Origin of the sequence: Marinomonas sp. (assembly GCF_965225885.1) — a bacterium.
Taxonomy (GTDB): Bacteria; Pseudomonadota; Gammaproteobacteria; order Pseudomonadales; family Marinomonadaceae; genus Marinomonas.
In genome coordinates, this window is the sequence record NZ_OZ245329.1 from 860685 (window position 1) to 882567 (window position 21883).

General features: G+C 44.1%; 18 protein-coding genes and 1 pseudogene. 9 read left to right on the plus strand and 10 right to left on the minus strand.

Going from position 1 to position 21883, the window contains the following annotated elements; translation table 11 throughout:
- Positions 1–56 precede the first annotated feature (56 nt).
- Together ACO05V_RS03860 and nhaC are read right to left on the minus strand one after the other, a co-directional pair.
- Positions 57–1310, minus strand: a complete 1254-nt coding sequence (locus ACO05V_RS03860) for a DEAD/DEAH box helicase (RefSeq protein WP_421847692.1) — start codon at positions 1308–1310, stop codon at positions 57–59.
- 174 nt (positions 1311–1484) lie between these two features.
- Positions 1485–2972, minus strand: coding sequence for a Na+/H+ antiporter NhaC (gene nhaC / locus ACO05V_RS03865; protein WP_421847694.1), 1488 nt, complete (start codon positions 2970–2972; stop codon positions 1485–1487).
- A 777-nt stretch (positions 2973–3749) separates the two neighbouring features.
- On the opposite strand from nhaC, the gene ACO05V_RS03870 reads away from it, so the two are divergent.
- The 5 genes from ACO05V_RS03870 to ACO05V_RS03890 all read left to right on the plus strand — a co-directional run bounded on the left by ACO05V_RS03870 (position 3750) and on the right by ACO05V_RS03890 (position 9021).
- Positions 3750–4490 carry a response regulator gene (locus tag ACO05V_RS03870; RefSeq protein ID WP_421847696.1) on the plus strand — a complete coding sequence of 247 codons (741 nt, stop codon included), beginning with the start codon at positions 3750–3752 and terminating at the stop codon, positions 4488–4490.
- Complete coding sequence (locus ACO05V_RS03875) at positions 4475–5332, plus strand: substrate-binding periplasmic protein (RefSeq protein ID WP_421847698.1); 858 nt, start codon at positions 4475–4477, stop codon at positions 5330–5332. The genes ACO05V_RS03870 and ACO05V_RS03875 overlap by 16 nt, the downstream gene beginning before the upstream one ends.
- A gap of 2 nt (positions 5333–5334) precedes the next feature.
- A complete protein-coding gene (locus ACO05V_RS03880) occupies positions 5335–7680 on the plus strand; it encodes an ATP-binding protein (protein ID WP_421847700.1) in 2346 nt (781 codons plus the stop codon).
- Positions 7681–8171: 491 nt separating this feature from the next.
- Positions 8172–8567 (plus strand): carbohydrate porin, encoded by a 396-nt coding sequence (locus ACO05V_RS03885; protein WP_421856864.1) that lies wholly within the window; start codon positions 8172–8174, stop codon positions 8565–8567.
- Entirely contained in the window at positions 8551–9021 is a 471-nt protein-coding gene (locus tag ACO05V_RS03890; RefSeq protein ID WP_421847702.1) for a hypothetical protein, read from the plus strand. The genes ACO05V_RS03885 and ACO05V_RS03890 overlap by 17 nt, the downstream gene beginning before the upstream one ends.
- A 274-nt stretch (positions 9022–9295) precedes the next feature.
- On the opposite strand, the gene ACO05V_RS03895 is transcribed toward ACO05V_RS03890, so the two are convergent.
- From ACO05V_RS03895 to gss, 3 genes are all read right to left on the minus strand, one after another.
- Entirely contained in the window at positions 9296–11698 is a 2403-nt protein-coding gene (locus tag ACO05V_RS03895) for a glycoside hydrolase family 3 C-terminal domain-containing protein (RefSeq protein WP_421847705.1), read from the minus strand.
- A gap of 13 nt (positions 11699–11711) precedes the next feature.
- Positions 11712–12365 carry a TetR/AcrR family transcriptional regulator gene (locus ACO05V_RS03900; RefSeq protein WP_421847707.1) on the minus strand — a complete coding sequence of 218 codons (654 nt, stop codon included), beginning with the start codon at positions 12363–12365 and terminating at the stop codon, positions 11712–11714.
- A gap of 148 nt (positions 12366–12513) precedes the next feature.
- A complete protein-coding gene (gene gss / locus ACO05V_RS03905; RefSeq protein WP_421847709.1) occupies positions 12514–14391 on the minus strand; it encodes a bifunctional glutathionylspermidine amidase/synthase in 1878 nt (625 codons plus the stop codon).
- A gap of 254 nt (positions 14392–14645) precedes the next feature.
- On the opposite strand from gss, the gene ACO05V_RS03910 reads away from it, so the two are divergent.
- Together ACO05V_RS03910 and ACO05V_RS03915 are read left to right on the plus strand one after the other, a co-directional pair.
- Complete coding sequence (locus ACO05V_RS03910; protein ID WP_421847711.1) at positions 14646–15722, plus strand: alkene reductase; 1077 nt, start codon at positions 14646–14648, stop codon at positions 15720–15722.
- 178 nt (positions 15723–15900) lie between these two features.
- Entirely contained in the window at positions 15901–17058 is a 1158-nt protein-coding gene (locus ACO05V_RS03915) for a methionine aminotransferase (protein WP_421847713.1), read from the plus strand.
- A 90-nt stretch (positions 17059–17148) separates the two neighbouring features.
- Here the strand turns inward: ACO05V_RS03915 and ACO05V_RS03920 are convergent, their stop codons facing one another.
- The 3 genes from ACO05V_RS03920 to ACO05V_RS03930 form a co-directional block, all read right to left on the minus strand.
- Positions 17149–17556, minus strand: a complete 408-nt coding sequence (locus ACO05V_RS03920) for a GFA family protein (protein ID WP_421847715.1) — start codon at positions 17554–17556, stop codon at positions 17149–17151.
- A gap of 19 nt (positions 17557–17575) precedes the next feature.
- Positions 17576–17851, minus strand: a complete 276-nt coding sequence (locus ACO05V_RS03925; RefSeq protein WP_111637212.1) for an Lrp/AsnC family transcriptional regulator — start codon at positions 17849–17851, stop codon at positions 17576–17578.
- Between the two features lie 239 nt (positions 17852–18090).
- Positions 18091–18642 carry a flavodoxin family protein gene (locus tag ACO05V_RS03930; protein ID WP_421847717.1) on the minus strand — a complete coding sequence of 184 codons (552 nt, stop codon included), beginning with the start codon at positions 18640–18642 and terminating at the stop codon, positions 18091–18093.
- Positions 18643–18784: 142 nt separating this feature from the next.
- Between ACO05V_RS03930 and ACO05V_RS03935 the strand changes: the two are divergent.
- Positions 18785–19165 (plus strand): annotated as a pseudogene (locus ACO05V_RS03935) (winged helix-turn-helix transcriptional regulator).
- Between the two features lie 16 nt (positions 19166–19181).
- Here ACO05V_RS03935 and ACO05V_RS03940 read toward each other — a convergent pair.
- Together ACO05V_RS03940 and ACO05V_RS03945 are read right to left on the minus strand one after the other, a co-directional pair.
- Entirely contained in the window at positions 19182–20522 is a 1341-nt protein-coding gene (locus ACO05V_RS03940; RefSeq protein WP_421847719.1) for an ATP-binding protein, read from the minus strand.
- Positions 20509–21177 (minus strand): response regulator transcription factor, encoded by a 669-nt coding sequence (locus ACO05V_RS03945; RefSeq protein ID WP_421847721.1) that lies wholly within the window; start codon positions 21175–21177, stop codon positions 20509–20511. Before ACO05V_RS03945 ends, ACO05V_RS03940 begins: the two co-directional genes overlap by 14 nt.
- A 227-nt stretch (positions 21178–21404) precedes the next feature.
- Here ACO05V_RS03945 and ACO05V_RS03950 point away from each other — a divergent pair, with 227 nt between their 5' ends.
- Complete coding sequence (locus ACO05V_RS03950) at positions 21405–21878, plus strand: DUF2271 domain-containing protein (protein WP_421847723.1); 474 nt, start codon at positions 21405–21407, stop codon at positions 21876–21878.
- Positions 21879–21883 lie beyond the last annotated feature (5 nt).

The window sequence follows — 21883 nt, forward strand, 5'->3', positions numbered from 1 at the left end:
GTGTCTATTCGTTTGTTTTTTGTATTGAGCAATAATCGGAATGATAACGAATTAATTTAATTAAAACGACGCTTTTTCTTTGACTTTTTATCTTTTGGTGAATGAAGGCCAAGCGCCTTTGCGCGTAATTCTTTTTTAGATGGTTCCCGCTTTTTTTGGGTATTCATTACTTTATTAAGATCAGGCTCAAACCCTTGTAGCCACTGGGGCACGAATTGTTCACCGACTAGCTTTTCAATATCGGTTAGTAGATAGCGTTCTTTTTCTGATACTAATGTTACGGCAAGGCCAGATGTGCCTGCACGACCTGTTCGTCCTATGCGATGAATATAGTCTTCGGCGTTGTAAGGTAATTCGTGATTCACAACATATTGCAATTGCTCAATGTCGATGCCTCTTGCGGCAACATCCGTTGCGACGAGTGCGCGTACTTTACCGGCTTTAAAGTCTGCTAATACGCGATCACGTGCGCCTTGTGATTTGTCGCCATGAATGGATTGAGTGGCAATACCATCTTTTTGCATTTCTTTCGCTAGCTCGTCAGCGCCTTGCTTAGTGCGAGTAAAAATGAGCACTTGTTGCCAGTTTTTAGACCCTATTAGGAAGGATAGCAAAGCACTTTTTTGGTCTTGATCTACAGCGTAAATAGTTTGTTCGACCTGAGTTGCCGTGGTGTTTCGACTGTCTACTTCGATTAATTGTGGATCTTTTAAGAGTGTTTTGCTTAGGGCAAAAATCTCATCATTGAAGGTGGCAGAAAAGAATAAGGTCTGTCGAGCCTCGGGAAGTTTCTTCAATATTCTCTGAATATCAATGATAAAGCCCATGTCGAGCATTCTGTCTGCTTCATCCAACACCAAGGCATGCAAGTGACTTAAATCAATCAGGTCTTTCATGATGAGTTCAAGTAAGCGGCCCGGCGTAGCAACCAATACGTCACAGCCTTTTCGCAAGGAATCAAGTTGCACGTTTATGCTCGCGCCGCCGTAAGCAACAACCGATTGAATTGGCAGCTTTTCGCTGTATTTAACGAAGCTAGCATGAACTTGTTGTGCTAACTCGCGAGTCGGTGTGAGCACGAGTACTTGAATGCCCTTATGGCCCAAGTCTTTAGTTTGTAGAATGTGGTGTAAAAGCGGTAAGGCAAACGCAGCGGTTTTTCCTGTTCCTGTTTGAGCGCCAGCCATAAGGTCTTTTTGCTCAAGAACCGCTGGAATAGCAGCAAGTTGGATTGGGGTTGGCGATGAATAGCCAAGAGTTTTCACTTGCTGAACAATGTCGGGATGAAGCCCTAAAGAGGCGAAGCTCATGGCGGTCTCACTTAATGCATAGATTTAGGCCGCTAGTGTAGCACTTTCGAGATAATTATAGAGTGAGTTTTTAGGGCGAAAGCCATTGCTTTGCCTAGAGAAAATAAAAAAGCAGAACTCATTATGAGTTCTGCTTTTTAGCGTTATCACTTACGAGAATGGCAAGCGACAATGTTATTTGGCTGGTTGACTGTAATCCATAATCAACTCGCCATCTTTTTCCCATTTAGCTTGTTCTTCTTCGCTGGCTTTAGGAGAGAATAATCCTAATTGAGCATAGATTAAACCAAGTACTGGAGAGACCCAACAAGCGAATGCTAGCGGGATGTAAAGTAGGTTTTCGAAGTTACCATCGCCAATACTCAAACCCAAAGCACCTATAACGAAAGCACCACCAGCGTTCCAAGGAACAAGAGGAGAAACCAAGGTTCCACCCTCTTCAATCGCGCGAGAAAGGTTAAGTGTTGAGTATTTCATGCCGCGATATACTGGCGCATACATACGACCAGGAAGTGCAATGGATAGGTAAGGGTCGCCGGCGACAAGGTTGGTTGCGACAGACGTTAGCGTTGCGGAAGTTTGCACACCACGGAAACCAGATACTTTCGTCATGATCGCGCTAATAATGGCTTCAAGACACCCTGTTCTTTCCAACGCGCCACCAAAGCCAAGCGCGATTAAGATCAAGGAAATGGTCCACATCATTGACTGGATACCACCACGGTTTAACAAACTATTAATAGCATCGGAGCTAGTGGTAATAGAGTAACCGCTGTTAGCGTAAGTCAGAATGTCATGGATGCCTGCGCCTTGTGTGAATACGGCCACTGCCGCACCAGCCAAAACACCAGCAAACAATGATGGAATAGGAGGCATACGTCTAACCGCAAGCACGATAACAACCAATGCTGGGGCAAGTAACCACGCTGAGATTTCAAAGTTGTTTTGTAGCGATGTGGTAATGGCTGTAATGCGTTCAAAAGAGCCGTTGTCATTGTCGATTAGCGTGAAGCCAGCAATCAGGTAAATAACCAGGGCCGTTAGCATGGCTGGAATGGTGGTCGGCATCATGTTTTTGATGTGTGAGAACACATCGGTGCCAGTTACTGCAGGTGCAAGGTTTGTTGTATCAGAAAGCGGTGAGACTTTATCACCAAAGAAAGCCCCAGAAACAACTGCACCAGCTGTCCAGTACATAGGGATTTCAAAGCCTGCGCCGATCCCCATCAAGGCAAGACCAACCGTACCAACAGTTCCCCATGATGTGCCCAAAGACAAAGAGACAACCGAACAAAGGATCATCGCTGCTGCTAAGAAAATTTGTGGTGAAAGCAGCGTTAGACCGTAATAAATCAAGGTAGGAACGGTACCACTGGCGATCCAAACACCAACTAACATACCGACAAGAATTAATACGGATACCGACGGCATGGAAACGTGGATTACGTGAAAGATACCTTCTTCAATTTGCTTCCATCTGAGGCCTTGTTTAATACCAACTAGCGAGGTAATGGCTAAGCCAACAGCAAGAGGAATGTGCGGTGTGAAATCACCAAAGTAGAAAATCTGTACGCCCAAAAGGGCTAGGGTCAGTATGACTGGGATAAGAGCAAGCCCTAAACTTGGCTTCTTCATCTCAGTGCTTGTTGTGTTTTCGGCCATAATCAGTTCCTTTTATCTTATTATGTAAAGTTGGAAAGCTAGGAGTTGGAAAACGAAAATGACATCGTGACATGTCGCGTTCAATTTTTCTTAGTTAATGTTTTAACAGGAAGAATGAGCGAATTCACAAACAAGTCGTAATACTTTGTATGAAGAATGTGAAAGGAAAAAGGCTGTATTTGCTGGTTATGGTGTATATAAAAGCCTTCAGTTGGCATTTTTCCTAGTTCTGAAGCGTAAAAAGTATCGGACGCTTTAATGGCAAAAGGTCCTCCGACCAGTTTGCCGTTGGAATGGCAGTGATCATGATAAAACGGTATTAGACAATGTCCTAACATGGCTTGATCCTAAGTAAAATAAGGTGATGAGCTGAATGTAAGTAATGAAGAAATACCAGAAAAAATGTTTATCGGAGGAGATTTTAGATAGAATTTTCCAGCCTCAACTGTCAGTATTTTTCTTTCTAATTGCAGTAAAGACTACAAATTGCTTTTATTTAATGATGAGGTGTATTTAGATATTAACAGCATGTTAAAAAAATACTTTTTTTATGCGCATTAAGTTGTTTTTTATTGATATGTGTTCTCTTATCTTTTCATGGCTTAATTGTTATAGTTTATTGAATCAGCTATTTAAAGACGCGTTAACTATTAAGAGGCCTTTGTACTAAGCTATTAAGTAAAGACCCTTTAAATAATGGCGCTTTAAGTCATGCTAATAACTCGATCAAGACATTCTTGATTTTCATTTTACCTTTTGCAGTACCTAGCTATGTTAATGTCAGACATGAAAATTCTCGTCGTTGATGATTCAAGCGTAATCAGAGAAACACTCGAAAGCTATTTCACGGAAGAGGGCTACACCGTTTCTGGGGCTGGTACGGCGGAAGAAGCTGAGTTGCTGCTCGCTGAGCAAGAATTTGATTTGGTTTTACTGGATATTCGTTTGCCAGGCAAGGATGGCCTCACTCTGACACGAGAGCTGAGAACTCGCTCTGAAGTCGGCATTATTTTAGTGACAGGCAAGCAAGATGATATAGACCGAATTATTGGCTTAGAATGCGGCGCAGATGAATATGTTTCCAAACCTTTCAATGCCCGAGAAGTGTTAGCACGCGGTAAAAACCTGATTCGCCGAGTCAGAAAACAGCGGGATTTAGCCAAGAATCAATCTGAAGAGCCCACTTTGCGTACCATCGGCACGTGGCAATTAGATACTTCGCGACGTATCCTGTTGAATTCGGATCGCAGTGTTAGTCAGTTAACCGAAGGTGAATTTCAGCTGTTGCTTGCATTAAAAGCCAATGAAGGTGAAGTGTTAACCCGTGATCAACTGATGGACCGAATTAAAAACCGCACTTGGAATGCGACGGATCGTACTATTGATGTGTTAATTGCTCGGATTCGCCGTAAGTTAAGTGAAGATCCTAGTTGCCCTCAAATGATTATTACCGTCCATGGCGTGGGCTACCTTCTTAGTGAAAATCCGCAAGTTGACTCCTTATGCGAGCCTTCATAAACCTCTTTATATGGCTGAGTGCTTTTAATGCTCTGCAAGCCTTTGCCGAGGCGACGGCTCCTGAAGTAGAACTCTCATCCTTAACTGTACGAGTGTGTGGTAATAGCGCTTATCCTCCCGCCTCTTGGGTGAACAGCAACGAAGAGGTAGATGGCGTCAATGTTGCCGTTATTAAAATGTTGCTGGAGCCGCTTGGTGTCACCGTTGATATTCGGCAAAATAGCAATTGGCGTCGTTGCTTAAAAGAAGTCGAACTGGGCAACGTGGACATGCTCTCAGGCTTTAAAACAGACCGCCGCGAGCAGTTTCTTACCTTCTTAGACACGCCTATTATCCGCGAGCAGTTTCTTACCTTCTTAGACACGCCTATTATCCGCGAAAGCATCTACTTGTATTATCCCATTAAGCATCCCTTGGAGTTTAAAGATTGGCGCTCATTGGCTGGCTTGCGAGTTGGGGTATTAATGGGTGACAGCTTTGGCAATGAGGTGGACGCCGCGTTGCGTGAATATCCCAGCTTGGAGTTTGTATCAAATCAGGATCAAAACTTATTAAAACTCGCGGATAACCGCTTGGATGTGGTGCCAATGGGAAAGCTTTCAGGGCAACTTGATCTTAATCGACTGGGCTTGGAAGGAAAAATAGGTAAAACCGCATCGGATGTGAGCGACTTCTGGTATCTCGGTGTTTCCAAAAAATCGCCACTAATAAAATGGCTACCGCTGTTAAATCAACGTTTGCATGTTCTCTTGAAAGATCCTAAAACCAGATCTGACTTGGTAAAACAATATCAACAGGTTTACAACGACGACATGGGATTAAAAATGGAGTTAGAGAACTAATCATGGCTCGTTTAATAAAATTTCCCTTAATTTCGTGTTTGCTCAGTTACAAACAAATGCATCCGTTGGCTTATCGGATTTTTATTAAGCTGCTTTCCTTGAGTCTATTATTGGCTCTCATTTCTACTAGCATTCAAGTGTTTAATGAATATCGACGCGAGCGAGTGTCGATGCAGCAGCAGACAGATTACATCACTTCATCGCACATTGAAGGCGTGCGCAAAGGCTTGTGGGATCTGGACAGTGAGCAGTTGGAATTACAGTTAAAAGGCATCATGAATTTTTCTAACGTGAACGCCGTGACTTTGCATTCCGCCGACTGGCAAGACGATATTGTAGTAGGAGACAAAAACTCAATTAAAAATAATGAAAATGGTATTACCTTGCCGATCTATTATGTTGACCGAGATGGTAATCGAACAGATCGCATGCTGGGCGAGTTAACCGTTTATCATGATATGGCCGCAATACAGAAAAAGTTGCTCCGCTCAGCGTTCGAAATCGCGCTTTTTCAAAGTCTGTTAGTGTTAATTAATGGGGTGTTGTTACTGTTGATTGTGCATTTTATGGTCACTCGACACCTTGAATATATGGCCCACTACACGCGTTCTATTGGTGCGGGTAACCTGAAGCAAAAGCTTGTGCTTCCACATAAAACACAACGCTCGGAAAGTGATGAGATTGATTCGGTCGTGAACGCTATGAACGACATGCGCGAAGCTATTTTGGCTGATATTAAACAAAAAGATGTCATCGAGGCGGAGCTGCGTTATCACCGAGATCAATTGCAAGAGCAAGTGAGCCGTCGGACTCGGCGTTTACAAGATGCTAAAGAGAGCGCCGAAAAGGCCAATTTAGCCAAAAGTCAGTTTTTGGCGACAATGAGTCATGAAATCAAAACACCGCTAAATGGTATTTTGGGCATGGTTGAATTACTGCAGAGTCAGCCACATTTGCCGCAAAATGCAGACAAGCTCGCGGCGATTTATCAATCCGGTGAAGCGCTTTTGGAAATTTTGAATGGCCTGTTGGATTATGCTCGGCTTGAAGAAGGTATGTTCAGCCCAGAAATCCAGCCTTTTTCGATTAGTCAGCTCGTCAACTCCACCAGTTTATTATTTGTGGCCCAAGCCCAACAACAAAACACTCAGCTTAAGGTAACGATCAGTGATCAACTGCCTGATCGTTACCAAGGTGCAGCAGGAGCATTGCGTCAGATACTCTCTAACCTCGTGTCGAATGCCATCAAGTTCACTCGTGATGGTTCTGTGACGATTTCCGTCATGCCTTCTAATGAAAAACCAGAACTATCTGGTGGTGTCTTAATTGACGTGGAAGACACTGGCATGGGCATTCCAGATAGTTATCTTGGTCATATTTTTGAACGTTTTAGTCAAGCCGATGACAGTGTGACTCGCCGATTTGGTGGAACAGGTTTAGGTTTGGCTATTACGGCACAGTTGGTGCGTTTGCTGGAAGGGGAAATCGGCGTTGAAAGTGAGGAAGGGTGTGGCAGTGTGTTTTGGTTTTATGTACCACTTCTGCCGATAGATGAAACTTTAATGACGCCAGAAGAAACAGCAGCGCCGACTCCGAGGCTAGAGCCAATGTCGATTTTATTGGTGGAAGATACGCCGATAAACCAAGCAGTCACAACCGAATTGCTAGAGCAAGATGGGCATCAAGTAACGCTGGCGGTGGATGGGCAAGAAGCGCTACATAAAGCCAGCGAACAGCATTTTGATTTGATTTTAATGGATATCCACTTGCCATCTTTGAGCGGCTTAGACGTGGCCGATCAGATTCGCAATGGCGGCCAAGTAAACGCTCAAACGCCCATCGTTGCACTCACTGCCAATGTTTTACCCAGTAATGTGAAGCAGTGCCATGATATTGGCATTCGTGCGGTTATTCCCAAGCCGTTTAAACGAGAGCTACTTTATCAGGTCATGGGGGAGCAGTTAAATCATGGTCGCCAAGTGATCATGGAGCAGCAAACCAGTAATGGCTTATTGAATACGAGTTTAATTTATTCTCACTTAACCGCGTTGGGTAAACAGCGATTACAGAAGCTTGTGTCTCTGTTTGCATCAGCCATAGAGCGGGGATTAGATGAGTTAACGGAGATGAATACACAGAAAGATTTGTACGAACTGGCAGACATTGCTCATCGCTTGGCGGGAGATGCTGATGCGGTTGGCGCTCAGATATTAGCGGCTGCGTTTCGAGAGCTAGAAAACCATTGTAATGCCAATCATGACATTAATTTGTGTGCGGAAATAACAGCATTAAAGCCTCTCTACGAAGAGACACTGGCGCGGCTGACCGAAACAGTGGCAAGTTATTAAAGCGTCTTCCTGTTCGGGAAAGTCCATTACGCCGAAAATTTTTCCTCAGATTGTGAGTGATGGCTAAAACCTATAAAAGCAAAATTTCATAACCGTGTTATAAAAAAGCATAAAACCGAATGTTAAGTTTTATTAAGTGTTTTCTTGCTTTTTTCATGCATATTGAGTCTATTTTAAGTCTATATTTGTATTTATTTTTTTAATAAAAAACAAACGCTTAGGTTTTATATACATAAAAGGTAAGGAAATTAAGTAAAAAATAAGAAAGATTCTTGTTGTTGTCTTGTTGTAATAAAGTAACCAAAATGTATTATTAAGTACGAAAACACACGTTTTTCTTAAGCTCTATTTATTATAAAAACAACATTCAGGTCTGAAAATTATGAAAAAAAACTATTCTACATACTGCTATTGTTGGAAGTCTTCTATCTATCAGTGCAGTTCAAGCCGCTCCTGCCTTTGACGCGAACTTCGAGTTAAATACCGATGCTATCTCTAAATCTGTAGGCGACTCTACTTATAAGCAAGATGGTCGTGTCGAGCTAAATGTTAACGGTAAGCACACATCTGGTGATAACTTCTTCGCAGGTAAAGGGACTCTTCTTATAAAAACTAATGGCAAGGCTGCCGTTGACGATGCGTTTATCCAGTTGGGTAACAGCGCTTGGGATCTTCAAGCGGGTCGTTTTGAAGGCGTGAACTTATTCCCTAAAGGTAAGGATACAGTAATTGAGAATGTAGGCGGTGTCGATGTTTATGAAGCGAACCTTGTTCGTGGTCGCGCTGATGATAATGCTGGTCAATTTGCTTTGCACTTCAATGCTAGTGAAAGCGTTAAATTCGAACTTGACACTATTTATGGCAGTGTAGATGGTGACGATAGCTAAAGCTATTTCTGGCTTCCGTCCTTCTGTCACCTTTGCTGCTGGTAGCGCTTCTATTACAGCTGGTTTTGAAAGTGTTAACTATGACCAAACTGCAACGACTAAGGTTAAGCAAACTGGTTATGCACTCGCTGCGAACTTTGACGTTGCTGCCGCAAATGTGAACCTTGCAGCTGCCTTCAAAAAAGATGATGAAACCGATTACAAAGTAACGTCTGTTACTGCAAACATGACATACGGTAACTTTGGTTTGGGTGTTATTTCATCAACTAATGATAAGAAAACAGGTGATGATCCATCATTGCTAACTACTTATGTGGCTTACACTATGCCAGTGATGGATATTGAGAATGCAACTGTAACATTTGCAGGTTCATATTCTAAAGCCAAAAACTTAGCTGCAGGCGACAATGATAAAGTCACTGCGGCACGTGTTCGCTTTAACTATGGTTTCTAATAAATAGTTATAAAAAGAGTAATGTCGTTAGTTAACCCCTTTTCTGGCGACATTGCTTTTTAAACTATTGATAGATAAAACATGGTTGAAAACAAGAGCGATATCGTTAGTTACTCCCTTTTCTGGCGGTATTGTTCTTAACTTGCCTCTCTTCCTTTCCGATTTTAATTTTTTCTATTTCTTCAATTAAAGCCTTAAGGCTTTTTTGTTTAGATGGTTCCATATGAATAAAAACAGTAGAAACACCAAGGTATTTCTACTGCCTGCATAGGTTTTACATTTTTATGTCGTTATTCATAGAATTGATCAATAACAGAATATCTTCTTCACAATACTGCTGACTATTGAACACAGGTAAATTGCGCAACGGCATATCCGCCACCATGGATTCTGCCATCAGACGATCTGCCTCTGCTGCAGAATCGTTTTGATCTCCTCCCATCATCTTGGTAAATATTGACAGCATGCTCTCGAAAAGAGGCTTGCCTAATGGCTCTTTGGCAATGTCGCCCAAGGTTGAATTCACCGTGTAAGGTGTAATTGGTGTCGGTGTTGGGATGTCGTAACCCAATAAAGCTCTAAAAGCTGCGTCGTTGAAGTCGCGTTTAGCTGGATCAAAATACGTAGCCAAAGCGGAATTTGGTTGCTCGGCTACGATGCCTGTTTCTAAGGCGATAGTGACTGTATCTCGTATGTCTGCCACAGAAGAGCCAATATGAATCTGATATTCATCGCTTTCAGCCACCCAAGAGGATTGCGCTTCATCCCAATAGGCAAAAGCACGATAGTCCAGTTCAAAGGTGATTTCTTTGCTTTCACCGGGTTCTAAAAAGACTTTCTTAAACGCTTTTAATTCTTTCGCTGGGCGCGGTTGAGAAGGTGACTTTTGCCCTACGTAACACTGCACCACTTCCGCGCCTGCTTTATCTCCAGTGTTGGTAATAGTGATTTGTAGCTTGATGGAATCGCTTTCATTAAATTGCGCTTTATCGCCGCTGAGTAATTTCAAATGATAATAGGTGAAATTGGTGTACGACAAGCCATGACCAAATGGGAAAAGCGTCTCAGTGCTGGTGGTATCAAAATAGCGATAGCCAACCCAAATTGCTTCACGATACTGCACTTGCTTAGTGGAGCCTGGGAAATACGGCTGACTGGGGACATCGTCTAAACTCGCAGGGAAGGTTTCGGCTAATTTACCGCTTGGGTTTACCTCACCAGAAAGGACTTTGGCGATAGCAGAAGCGCCTGCTTGGCCGCCTAAATAGGCTTCCAGTATGGCGGCGGTTTTATCTACGAAAGGTAATAGTACGGGCGCGCCATTTTGTAAAACAACCACGGTTTTGCTGAGCTGTTCGCCAAGTGCATCAATAAGATCAAGTTGAACTTGTGGCAGATTTAAGTGCTGTCTATCAAAGCCTTCGGACTCATATTTTGGCGTCAGACCTGCAAACAAAAAGACCACATCGGCTTGTTTTGCGAGTTCAACCGCCTTGGCGATTTCAGCACTATCTTCCGCATCATTTAGGTGATAGCCCGCAGTGTAAGTAACGTTATCAGCACCAAATTGTTGTTTGATTTGATTAAGAGGCTGTTCCAATTTGAATGGATTAATCTTAGAGCTGCCAGCACCTTGGTAACGAGTGCTGTTGGCTAAAGCACCAATGACGGCGATTTTCTTTCCTGTGGTAACAGGTAATAAGCCATCATTTTTCAACAATACGCAGGTTTCTTCTGCGATTCTGGCTGCGAGTTCATGATGAGCATTTAAGTCGGCGTGAACCGCATCGGCTTCTAAAGATGCTTGGGATTTCAGAATCAGTTCCAATACGCGAGCGACGGACTTGTCTAACGCCTCAATCGTAAGTTGGCCGTTCTCGACAGCTGTAATGATCTTCTTGGTATTCATGTCACCAGAGCTTGGCATTTCAAGATGCTGGCCGTTTTTAACGCCTTCAACACGGTCGTTATTTGCGCCCCAATCGGTAACAATAATGCCTTCAAAGCCCCATTCTTTCACGAGAATATCGTCTAGCAGTTGTTTGTGCTCTGCGGCGTAGGTGCCATTAACCTTGTTGTAAGAACACATGACCGTCCAAGGTTGGGTTTGCTTAACCGCTCTCTCGAAAGCCGGTAGGTAAATCTCGCGTAGGGTTCTTTGATCGACAACCGCATCGACTGTCATTCGGCAGTGTTCGTGATTGTTCACTGCGAAATGTTTTAAGCTTGTACCCACGCCTTGGCTTTGTACGCCTTTGATCCAAGCCGCTGACATATCACCAGCAAGTAATGGGTCTTCGGAAAAGTATTCGAAGTTACGACCACCTAGTGGATTGCGCTTAATATTGGTACCCGGGCCGAGTAAAACAGACACATCTTCGGCGCGGCATTCTTTGCCCAGCGCCACACCCATTTCTTCAATGAGTTTGGTATTCCAAGAGGAGGCAAGTCCTGAAGCTGTTGGAAAACAAGTGGCTTTTACCGCAGCATTTAGACCAACGTGATCGCCTTCGCCTGCTTGTTTGCGTAAACCATGAGGTCCGTCTGTCACCATGATGGAAGGTAAATTTAAACGCTCAATGCCGTGAAGATTCCAAAAGTCCCTGCCAGTACAGAGCATGGCTTTTTCTTCTAGAGTTAGTTCGGCTAAGAGTTGTTTTATTTTTGTATTATTCATCGTTTCATCCTTTCTAGAGTTGTGGGGACGGTTTCATACCATCGAGTAGTAATTGAATTAACACAGGAGTGAGTCGTGGAATCGCCTCGCTTTCAATTTCCATTAAGGCGTCACGGCGTAACAGCATACGACGGAAAAATATGGGAACGGCATTGAATAATGTCACCGCCAAATAAGCGGCAGGAACATCGTTACGAATGCTGCCTTCGGCTTGGCCTAGCGCGACAATGTTAGTGAGGGATTGGCTAACTGTGTCTGGTAATAATTGTGTCAGTTTGTCTCGGAATTCGGTTGGTATGCGCGATCCAGCATAGTAACCATCAAATTCGGCAATGAAGCGATCATCGCTTTCGTATTGAATGTCCGAATAGGCCTGCATTAACACGCCAAGGCCTTCGCGAATACTAGAATAATGTCGAGCTTTGATTTTCTCTATGATGCCTTCATAAACCTCAATCTTGCGCTTAATGACGACTACAAGAATAGAAAACCCTAAATCGTACTTGTCTTGGTAGTAGCGATATAAGGTATTACGGCTCATGCCTGTGGCCGCCGCAATGTCTTTCATTTGAGTATCAGCAAAGCCATTTTCGATAAAAAGTGCTTCGGCAATGTTGATGATTTTTCCCCGGGTTGCTTCGGTTTGGTGAATCATTCGTTCAGACATAATAAATGTTACACGTGTTATATTTTCTATGTAATCTAAGAGTTGATGGTTTTATAGTCAATAGTTAAATGTCAAAAAAAAGCCTTTGCTTCATCGTCTGAGGCAAAGGCTTTGATATAACTGCAAGTGAATTCAATGGTTTGGCGTGTTATTCAATCACTCGTAAGGTCATGAGGTCACTGTCTTTAGTGATGACCAAGCTTGGGTCAACGCGCAAACAACTGCCAGCGTAATGTCCGGCTACTGAGAAAGTACAGACTTGTGAACGATAGCTCTCAATGTCCGGTAGTTTCCATAAAGCTTGAAAGATTTGATCTTGATGAGAAAAACGTCCAGCGGTTTCTTCCATTAAGGCGTCTTCGCCATCGTACAGGCTGATGTTAAAACCACAGCGACCAGCGATAGGTTTGCTCACGTAACCGTTATTTTTTAGCGCGTCGCTTAATTCAAAGGACGATTCCAACAAGTACGGATGATCGGGAAAAAGCATCCATAAAACCGGTAAAATCGCCTTATTACTAGGAATAAGCGTCCAAAGTGGCTCATAGACCATCACGTCTTTACGCAATAAAACATCGACTAAACGTGGCGCTTCACTGCGAGGTACATCGGTTTGGTAATTGCGAAGACGTTGTTCGTCGTCATCGCATTCCGCACGGATTTGATCCAATGCGGTTTCCCATGCCCAGGTTTTCCATACCCAACGAATTTTAACGCCGTCAGCATCGACAACGTCACCGTCTTTATCCCAACTTAGGCTGCTGACACCTTTGATCACTTTGCAATCTAGTCCGGCTTTTTCCATGGTGCGTTTCATAAAAAGCGCGTGATAGTTTTCTTCTAGATCCGTGTCTTGCATGATGTGAATCACACCTTTCACATCACTGTTTTTCCAGGCTTCGATCAATTCATCGACCAATTCTGTCGCTGAACCTTCGCCTTCTGTCGCGCCATAATGTTTGGCCCATTTCTCCTGAATAATGCCCGCTTCCATGTAGCAAGAAGCCGAGTCGCAGTTGTATTCATAGACCTTGATGCCCTGAGCGGAAAGGCTGAAATCAAAGCGACCAGTGATCATCTGATTACGGCGGTTGTCCCAAGATTGATGAATTTTAGGCCATAAAGCAGAGGGAATGTTAAAGCTGGACAGCAATTCTTCGTTTTGTAACACATAGTCGGTGGCGTGCATAAACAAGGCGTGTAATTCGTTGGTGGCGCGTTTTAACTCACGTTCGGCGGTTTCCGTCATCACCATGTATTTGTAGTCGTCTTCCGGTCGGCTGGCGAGTTTGTGTCCGCCCATCATATCGACAAAGGCTTCTTCAGCTGGATTCGCTACATTTAACCAAGCACGAGAAGCTTGGCCTTTGTTGGCTACATGGCGTATTTGTAAATCAAATAACGCTGGATCTTCAGGCGCAATATTTTCAGCATGTAGATCATCGTCAGTTTGTATTACCCAGCCCATAACCGAAGCATCGCCATAAGAACAACGTAACCAATAGCCGCCGTCTTCGCTAATACGAGCATCGAGCACTCGAGAGTAATCCTGCCCATCAGGCCAGACTTGATGTCCAACGTTTTGCTCAACCAAGTACAAACGATCTGGCAAGACTTTGGTTACAATCGCCACATGGCCAGTGACTTCAAACTCACCGCCTTCGTTCCAAATGAGCAAGGCACCGACTTCAGGATGACGTAACGAGCCATTGCGAAATGATTTTAGCGGCAAGCGGCTTTCGTCGACAATTAAGCGCGCTGAGGTAAGGCGAAAAATATCGTAAGCCATGGCGACATCATCAAAGATATAACCTTTGTTGAAATACAACCAACGCCGAGCAAACTCCACGCATTGCCATTTGTACCCCATGAAAATACCGTCCACATAGCTACGATAAGCATGACGGTTAGGCAGTTCATTATCATCGGCGGAATCGTAATCGGAAGAATAAACTGGCACATTGCCCGGCGCAACGCCTAACAAGGTGCCAAAAGGAGCCATTGGCCTGCTGGAATCAGATGTCATTACAGTGGTTTCCCTCACACAGAACGTGTTTTAGCGGGTAAAAGAAAGGCGACATAACCATCGTCTGGTGCTCGCAATATAGTCCTTGAAAAGTTGCTCTGCAAGTACTCATCGCGCTTATTTTTTGAGCTACTATTTAATGCATCTGGAACTATCATTCAGGAAAAAAAGTGCACGAGATTGTTTTTTCAAATAACTGCCATATGTAGAGTTTATCCTTGATTTCAAGATTGAAACTTATTCTGGAGTTCATCATGACAAACACAGCAACAAACCTTTTTAGCCCTGTTAAATTAGGCGATCTAGAACTGCCAAACCGTTTTATTATGGCGCCTTTGACCCGCACTCGTGCGCCAGGTCATCTGCCGAATGCTTTGATGGCCGAATATTATTCACAACGTGCTAGCGGCGGTCTTTTGATTACTGAATGCACCATGGTTAAAGAAGGCACCTCTGCGTTCGGTGACGATCCAGGTATTTACTCTCAAGAGCAAATTGAAGGCTGGAAGCTAACAACAAACGCAGTTCATGAAAAAGGAGGCCGTATTTTTATGCAAATTTGGCACGCCGGCCGTGCTTGTCATCCGTTATTAAATGGTGGCAAAGAAGCGGTTTCTGCCAGCGCGATTGCTATCGATGGTGAAACTCATACGCCAGAAGGCAAGCAAGCTTACACTGTGCCACGTGCATTAACAGTTGATGAAATCAAAGAGATTGTCGGTGATTTCCGCCAAGCGGCGATCAATGCAAAAGAAGCCGGTTTTGATGGCGTCGAAATTCACGGTGCAAATGGTTATTTGATTGATCAATTTTTGCGTGAAAGCGCTAATCAACGTACTGACGAATACGGCGGTTCTTTGGAAAATCGCTCTCGTTTCTTGATGGAAATACTCGAAGCGGTAACGGAAGTCATGGGCAGCGGCCGTGTTGGTTTGCGTTTATCGCCACTGAATAGCTTTAATAGCATGAAAGAAGGCGATGCCGCCGCTTGGACTCGCTACCTTTGTGAGCAGCTTAACCGCTTTGATCTGGCGTACCTGCATTTGATGCGTACGGATTTCTTCGGCACTCATGATGTGGAACCAGTGAAAATCGCTCGCGAAGCATACAAGGGTCATCTTATGGTGAACATGGGGTATACGGCGGAAGAAGCGAACGAAGCGATTTCCGGTGGTCAAGCTGACAGCGTGGCTTTCGGTAAAGCCTTTATCGCAAACCCAGATTTAGTAGAACGCGTGAAAGCCGATGCCGAACTGAATGAGCCTAACCCAAATACTTTCTACTCAGCAGGCAAAGAAGGTTACACAGACTATCCTTTTATGACTGCGTAAAAAATACCGTCATAGCTTGTATGAAAAACGCCAAGGCTTTTTGCCTTGGCGTTTTTGTTTTTGAGCTATTCATATGGCGCGTTTTTGTTGCGATACGATTATTGGTTAAAGATGATTGACGTCTTATGGGGAAGTCTTTTAACTTAGCTGAATTTCTTTTCTTTTAAGGTCGATTATCGTGACTATTGTTTCCGCACTTATGTCCAAGCTGCCGTCTGTCGGCACAACTATTTTTACCAGAATGTCGGCGTTAGCCGCTGAAAAAGGCGCGATCAATTTATCGCAAGGCTTTCCCGATTTTCCGCCTGATGCTCGATTATTAGAGCGCGCATCACAGGCAATTTTAATCGGTAATAATCAATACTCGCCCATGACTGGCTTGCCGATGTTAAGAGACGCCATTGCCAGTTTGATCGAACGTCATTATGGCCGAAAAGTCAGCGCTCTGGATGAGATTACGGTGACGAGCGGTGCGTCTGAAGCCATTTTTGATGCGATTGCGGCGTTAGTACATAACGGCGATGAAGTGATTTTGTTTGATCCCGCTTATGATTTATATGAGCCAGCGGTGACCTTAGCCGGTGGTATTTGTCGTCGAGTGACATTAACGGCACCGGATTTTCGTCCAGATTGGCAGGCGTTTGCTGATTTGCTGACTGACAAAACGCGCTTGGTCTTAATGAACACGCCACACAATCCAACGGGAAGCTGTTGGTTAGCGGAAGACTTAGAATTTCTGTGGCAAGCTATTTCGACTCGTGACATTTACGTATTGTCCGACGAAGTGTATGAATTTATTCATTTTGGCGACTCCGCAGTCAGTGTTCACAAACATGCCGAGCTTTCACAGCGCAGCTTGGTGGTGTCTTCTTTTGGTAAAAGCTTTCATCTAACAGGTTGGAAAGTTGGCTACATTGTGGCGCCAAAAGAGTTAACCGTGGAACTGCGAAAGGTGCATCAATTTGTCTCTTTTTGTACCGCCACGCCTTTGCAGCAAGCCTTGGCGGAGCACCTTATTGCGTTGCCCGAAGCGAGTGCTGGCTTGGCGGCATTCTATCAACAAAAACGCGATGTACTGAGAAACGCACTGGCTAACAGCCGTTTTACCTTACTGCCATGCGAAGGCACGTATTTTCAATTATTGGATTACAGCGCGATCAGTGATTTGGACGATGTGGGGTTTTGTGAATGGCTTATTGATCAAGTTGGCGTGGCCGCGATTCCTATCAGTGTGTTTTATCAGCGGCCGCCAAAGGATCAGCGCATTATTCGCCTATGTTTTGCCAAAGAAGAAAGTACATTGCTTGAGGCCGCTCGCCGTTTAAGTGAGCTTTAACTCAATAAAAAAGCCAACGGCGATGTTCTGACATCTCATTGGCTTTTTTAATAGTTAGGCTATTCGTTATCTATCTTTGCTATCAAGCTTCTAGCTTGGCAAGGTCTCGAAAGCGGGAACATCGCCTAAGTGCTCATCCCAATTGCCTTTGCTGCCAGTAAAAATATGTGCTTGCGGTGTGATATCGACGTCAGTGTCTAAGCTGCCAGCAGGGACAACGACTAAACCACGAGATTTTGCATCGGTCGGTACATTTGAGCCACACACAGAGCAAAAAGTGCGAGCAAAATTAGTGTCTTCTAATCGATAAAAGCTGAGTTTGTCTTCGCCACTCAACCAAGTAAGCGTCGCGCCCGGCGCGAATAAATTGGCACAATGAGCGCTGCCAGAGGTTTTTCTGCAACGGCTACAATGGCAAAGAAAGAACTTTTGAAACTCGCCTTCCAGTTCAAATTTAACCGCGCCACATAGCCAAGATCCAGAATGAAGGTGACTCATAATCTAATACTCCTAAAGGTTAAACACCTACGGAAAACATGCCTTCTAAATCATGTTTGGAATAAGCTTGAAACGCCAACATGGTTTCTGTTTTCAAAATATAATCGATTTGAGCAAGGTGTTGTGTCACCAATTCAGATAGTTGGTCATTGGTCTGCACACGAGCAATAGCGGCGATATCATATGAACCACTCACTGAATACACTTCAGACAAACCTTCAATGGAAGCGAGTTTTTCAGCGACTTGGTTGATGTGTTTTTTCTCAACAGACAGCATGATAATAGCAGTGACCATGAGTATTTCCTCTTTGGATTGTTAGTGTGCGCTGGAGTTCGAATAAGACAGCGGTTCAGAAAATTATGCGTCAGCGTATAGTCGAAGAATTAAAGCACCTTAAGCTGTCATTTACAAAGAAACAAAGCAGCAACTTATGTGGATAAATTGGACAGTCTGGAGAGGTGAGAGTGCTGCTTATAAAAAGCAAAAAACGGCATGGAAAGCCATGCCGTTTGAAAAATCAAAACAATACTTAATTAATTGAAGCGACCTACGATATTTGCAATGCGTTCGCCGTAAAGACGAGCAGTTTCTAAATCGCCTTCAGGGATTGCGTCGTCACCAGCATCAGATGGAGATTGAACCAAAACACCAACAGAGCCACCTAGATTATTTACGTCGCTACGAGTAGCTGCAAGCGCATTAGCTGGTGGAAGTCCCAAACTTACCCAGATGCCACCATGTTGAGAAGCTAGTGTTTGTAGGTAAATAAGAGTGACTTGTTTGTCACCGTTTAAACTTGCGCTGTTGGTAAAACCACCAAAGACTTTGTCTTTCCAAGCATGAGTAAACCAAGCCTTAGAGGTCGCATCAGCGAATTTTTTGAACTGCCAAGGTGCGCCGCCCATGTAAGTTGGAGCACCAAAAATGATCGCGTCTGCAGCGTTCAAAGTATCCCAATCCGCATCAGTGATGTCGCCATTTTCATCAATTTGAACGCTTTCTGCGTTAGCACCTTTCGCAACATACTCTGCAACGCGTTTGGTATGTCCGTATCCAGAGAAGAAAACCACTACTGTCTTTTTCATTACTCACTCCAGTGTTATGTAGATAAATACTATGTAAAAAGTCGAGCACTCGACTCATATAAGCGCAATTGATAGTATATTTTGGAAACCAACTAAACAAGAAGTAACCTTTTAGTGACTAGGTTACTTAAGAGAAACTACCATGCAGAACAAGACAGATTTGTTAGCGTACAGCATTTATTCTAAAAATTGCCCAGCCAGAGCTTTTTTTGATCGTCTTGCCGATCATTGGACCTTGTTAATTATTGGTTTACTGAGAAAGGAAGCTTTTCGTTTTAATCAGATTAAACGAGAAGTCGAAGGCATTTCGCAAAAAGTCTTGTAGCAAAAACTCAAACAACTAGAACGAGATGGGCTGCTTACGAGAACTGCTTTTGCGACGGTGCCAGTTACTGTTGAATATCAGTTAACCAGCTTAGGCCATGACTTCGCCCAAACCATAGAGCAATTTGCCCAGTGGGCAGAGCAAAATATTGGACAAGTAAAGCATGCACAACAAGCCTACGATGTCGTCAACGGCTAAAGGTAAACCACGGATATTACAGCTTGTTGTTCGTGCTTGGGTGTAGGTTTAATTCAACTTCAAAGCCAGCCGCTTTTCCTGTTGCCGGAGATCTAAGATGCAAGACGATTCCTGCGCCTTTGGTGATGGCATCAACAATGGCGAGCCCCAAACCTGAGCCTGACGCATTAGTATTGGCTCGTACAAATCGATTACGCAATGTGACAAGGTCTTGTGGCGCAATAATATCGCAGTCATTCACTACTCGCAGCGTGCCGTCTTCCAATAAGCTGACTTCTACTGGTTGATTGCCTTGTCCATGTTTGAGCGCATTTTCAATCAAATTGCGCGCCAGAATGGCAAAAGCATCCGGGTCTAACAAAGATTTAACGTCACCTTTTGGTAGAATTAAATTAATGCGCTCTGGTGTTTGGCGAACAAAATCGCCTGCGATCATTTTCAATATTGGAACAAGGTCCTTCGGTATTTGTGATAACGCGCCGCCGCCTTCTGCCTTGGCCAGTTCCAGTAATTTCTCAGACTGCTTTGATAGACTTTGTAATGACGCTTCGACGTCGGTAATTTGTTGTTTCATTTGTTCATCTTGGACATGGCGTTTGAGGCGCTGTACCTTGGCTAGAGCGGTTGCCAACGGCGTACGCAACTCGTGGGCACTGTTGGCGGTAAAGCTGCGTTCTGCTTCCAGAGTGCGTCGTAGGCGCTCTAGCAAACGATTGACGGCCACCGCAATGGGTTTGAACTCTTTTGGAAGTTTTGCCATTTCCACAGGAGATAGATTTCCCGAGCCGCGTTCTTCGATAGCATGTTGAAAGACCACCACTTTTCTTAATGAGAGTCGAATGACCCACCAAATCCCCAATAAACTAATGGGCGCTAAAAATACCAAAGGTAAAAGTAGTGCAATGCCGGCTTCCATGAGGTCTTCTTCTCGGTGATCGAGTGGTTCTGCGACTTCTATGTAAACACGATTATCCAATGCCGATCTAGTGTAAATGCGATGGGTCGCGGTAGTTGAAAAGCCCAATTGCAAGGTATCACCAAATATTTCTGGATCCGCATCATGGGATCTTAACAGCACATTGCCTTGCTGATCACGAACCACGTAGGTGAGGTATTCGTCGTCGTTTTCCAACGTTGGAATACTAAGACGGTTGATGTTTTTTTGTTGGGTAAAAGTATCAGAAATTACCAAGGGTAAAATATGTTGAGCCGATTTTTTGAGCGCTTTATCAAAGGATTCGTTCATTTCCTTTTGTACGACTAAGCCGGAACTGATAGCACCCAATAACCAAAGTAACGAAACGCCTAACGTCAGACCGATGCTCAAACTTTTTTTTAAGCTGCTATTCGTGCTCATAAGTCTCCAAACGATAACCCATGTTTCTTACTGTGATAATGGCTTCTCGGCCCAGCTTTTTGCGTAATCGACTGATGTAGACTTCAATGGTGTTGCTCTCGATTTCGGCACCGAATTGGTACAAGCGATCTTCAAGTTGTGAGCGAGACAAGAGCGCCCCCGGACGTTGTACAAAACCTTCAAATAGTGCCCATTCACGGGCGGTCAATTCCACGGCTTGCCCATTTACTTTGATGCGATGTTCACCCAGATCTATTTCTAAATGGCCGATTTTGACCAGCGGATTTGGATCGCCACGATAACGTCGGGCAACAGCGCCGACACGAGCAGACAATTCGGAAAGATCAAATGGCTTGATTAAATAGTCGTCGGCTCCGGCGTTTAGTCCTTCAATTCGGTCAGATACTTGATCCCGAGCGGTAAGAATAATCACCGGCGTTGAATCTCCTGATGCTCTAAGACGTTTTAAAAAATCAAAGCCATTGCCATCCGGCAACATGAGGTCGAGCAGAATCAAATTGTAGCTGGTGGCTTGCACGCTGGCTTGTGCAAAACTCAGGCTCTGTACCCAATCTACGGCGTGACCGTCATCACTGATCTGATCCCGAACGGCTTCTCCTAATCCTGTCGTATCTTCTACCAAGAGCACCCGCATGTTCACCTCTGTCGTTGTAGAGTGATGTATTTAATCAATGACAAACGCCATCTTAGCTCATTGACCTGACATTAGCCTGAATCGCTGGTAGTAAAAAGTCTATATCGGTTTTTTAGGGATATTCGTTTTTGCTAAGAACTTTCGTCTTGATAAAAAATATCGGCGTTCAGTTCAGAGTCAGGTAAGGGTTATAGAGTGTTGTTATCAGATTTAAAAAGGAAACCACGATGAAACACATTCTATTGGTATTAAGCATTCTTTCAGGCTTGGCGCTGTCCATGTCAGCACAGGCTCGTGACGTCACGTTTATAACACAACTTGCTCGTTACAGCGGCAGCGGCGCTTATTTCGCTATTTATATTTTGGACAAAAATGGTAAGTACCAACAAACCATCTGGGTCGCTGGCAAAAAGAGTAAGTATTACTCAGATTTACGGGGTTGGTCTCGTGCCAGTGGCAAAAAGCCGGCGGAGTATGATGGCAAAACTGGAGCGAGTGTCACCAGCGGCAGATCGTTAACCATTACACAAAATATTCCAGATAACTTAATCGATTCTGGCTATCAGATCGTGATCGATACGGCAGTAGAAGATGCCAGACGCAACAAAGCAGATGTGTCGACGCCGTTTACCACGGCCGGCTCTGGCAAGGCTGTGGTTGGATCTGGCTACGTCATGTCATTTACCTACGATTTTAAATAAGCAGG